Raw genomic sequence first — 2120 nt, forward strand, 5'->3', positions numbered from 1 at the left:
GATCCCGCGCTGGAGGGTGTGGGGGCGGGTGCGCCTGGTGTGAGGGTGGGGCCGGAGGGGCTGGCGTATGTGATCTATACGTCGGGTTCGACGGGCCGCCCGAAGGGTGTGGCGGTCGGGCATGCGGCGATGGCGAACATGGTGTCGGTGTTCGGCCCGTTGATGGATGTGGGTCCTGGTGTTCCGGTGCTGCAGTTCGCCTCGTTCAGCTTTGATGCGTCGGTGCTGGATGTGGCGGTGACGCTGGGGTGCGGTGGTGCGCTGGTGGTGGCCACCGCCGTCGAGCGGTCCGAACCGGCTCTGCTGCGCGAGCTCGCGCGGTCGGCCGGCGTACGCTCGGCCAGCCTCGTGCCGTCCTTGCTGGCGGTGCTGGAGCTGGACGACCTGGCCGGTGTCGGTCCGATCGTCGTCGGGTCCGAGGCGATCGAGCCCGCACTAGCCCGTGCCTGGGCGCGCGGCCGCCGTCTGCTCCACGCCTACGGGCCCACCGAGGCGGCCGTCATCACGGCCATCGAACAAGTGGACCCCGGCGGCCACGGCACGGTTCCGATCGGTGGCCCGGTCTCGAACACCCGGATGTACGTCCTCGACGCCAGGCTGCGGCCGGTCCCGGTCGGCGTGGTGGGAGAGCTGTACATCACCGGCGCGCAGCTGGCGCGCGGGTACGTGGGACGCGCTGACCTGACGGCGGAGCGTTTCGTAGCCTGTCCGTTCGAGAGCGGCGCACGGATGTACCGCACCGGCGACCTGGTCCACCGGTCGGCTGACGGCCGGCTGGTTTTCGCCGGGCGCGCCGACGAGCAGGTGAAGATGCGTGGTTTCCGGATCGAGCTGGGTGAGGTCCGGTCCGTGGTGGCCGAGCATCCGCTGGTGGATCAGGCCGTGGTAGTGGCACGTGAAGACGTGCCGGGGGACAAGCGCCTGGTCGCATACGTCGTCGCGGACGCGGGGGCCAATGAATTGGCCGTCTCCATATGCGAGTTGGCCAGTCAACGCCTGCCGCGCTACATGGTTCCGTCGGCTGTCGTGGTGTTGGACGCACTCCCGCTGACAGTGAACGGGAAGCTGGACCGCAAGGCGTTGCCCGCCCCTGAGGCCCCTTCCGCGGTGAGCGCGGCGGGGAGGCGTCCGGGTACGGTCCAGGAGGAGATTCTTTGCACCGTGTTCGCCCAGGTGCTCGGTGTCGAGAGCCTGGGCGTCGAGGAGGACTTCTTCGCAAGAGGTGGTCACTCACTGCTCGCCATCAGGCTGGTGAGCCGGATCCGGACCGTTCTGGGTGTGGAGGTCCCGCTTCGTGAACTGTTCGAGGCGTCGACTCCGGCAGCCCTCGCGGCCCGGCTGGCTGGTGCGGGCAGCGCCCGGTCGGCACTGACGAGGATGGAGCGCCCCGAGCGGGTTCCGCTGTCCTACGCCCAGCGTCGTCTCTGGTTCGTCGGACAGCTGGAAGGACCCAGCGCGACCCACAACGTCCCGGTCGCCCTGCGGCTGTCCGGTGAGGTGGATCACGCGGCCATGGACTCCGCCTTGCGGGATGTGATCGGCCGACATGAGGTGCTGCGTACGGTCTTCCCGACCCTCGACGGTGAGCCGTATCAGTGCATCCTGGCGCCGGACGAGTTTGCCTGGGGGCTGTCGGTGGCCGAGCCGGTCTCGCCGGCGGATCTGGATGACGCGGTGGCTGGGGCTGCCGGATACGCCTTCGACCTGGCGTCGGAGATTCCGATCCGGGCCTGGCTCTTCTCCGTGGGGGCCGAGGACCATGTGCTGGTGGTCGTGGTCCACCACATCGCCAGTGACGGCTGGTCGACCGGACCTCTGGCCAGAGACCTGTCCACCGCTTACGAGGCGCGGCGCGCGGGGCAGACGCCCCAGTGGCAACCGCTGCCGGTGCAGTACGCCGACTACGCCCTGTGGCAGCGGGACCTGCTCGGCGACGAGCAGGACCAGGACAGCCTTGTTGCCCAACAGGTCGAATACTGGCGTGGGGTCCTGACCGATTCACCGGAGGAGTTGGGGCTGCCTTTCGATCATGTGCGGCCGGCGGTGGCGGGTCATCGTGGGCATGGTGTGGCGGTGGAGGTTCCGGCTGAGGTCCATGCGCGGTTGGCGGGGGTGGCGCG

1 protein-coding gene is annotated in these 2120 nt (G+C 69.4%); it reads left to right on the plus strand.

Annotated elements, in window-relative coordinates; translation table 11 throughout:
* Positions 1–69 precede the first annotated feature (69 nt).
* Positions 70–2120 (plus strand): condensation domain-containing protein (locus ABZY31_RS31175; RefSeq protein WP_356417044.1); only part of this gene is annotated, 2051 nt, incomplete at its 3' end.

This window comes from Streptomyces sp. NPDC006529, from assembly GCF_040611795.1.
Taxonomy (GTDB): Bacteria; Actinomycetota; Actinomycetes; order Streptomycetales; family Streptomycetaceae; genus Streptomyces.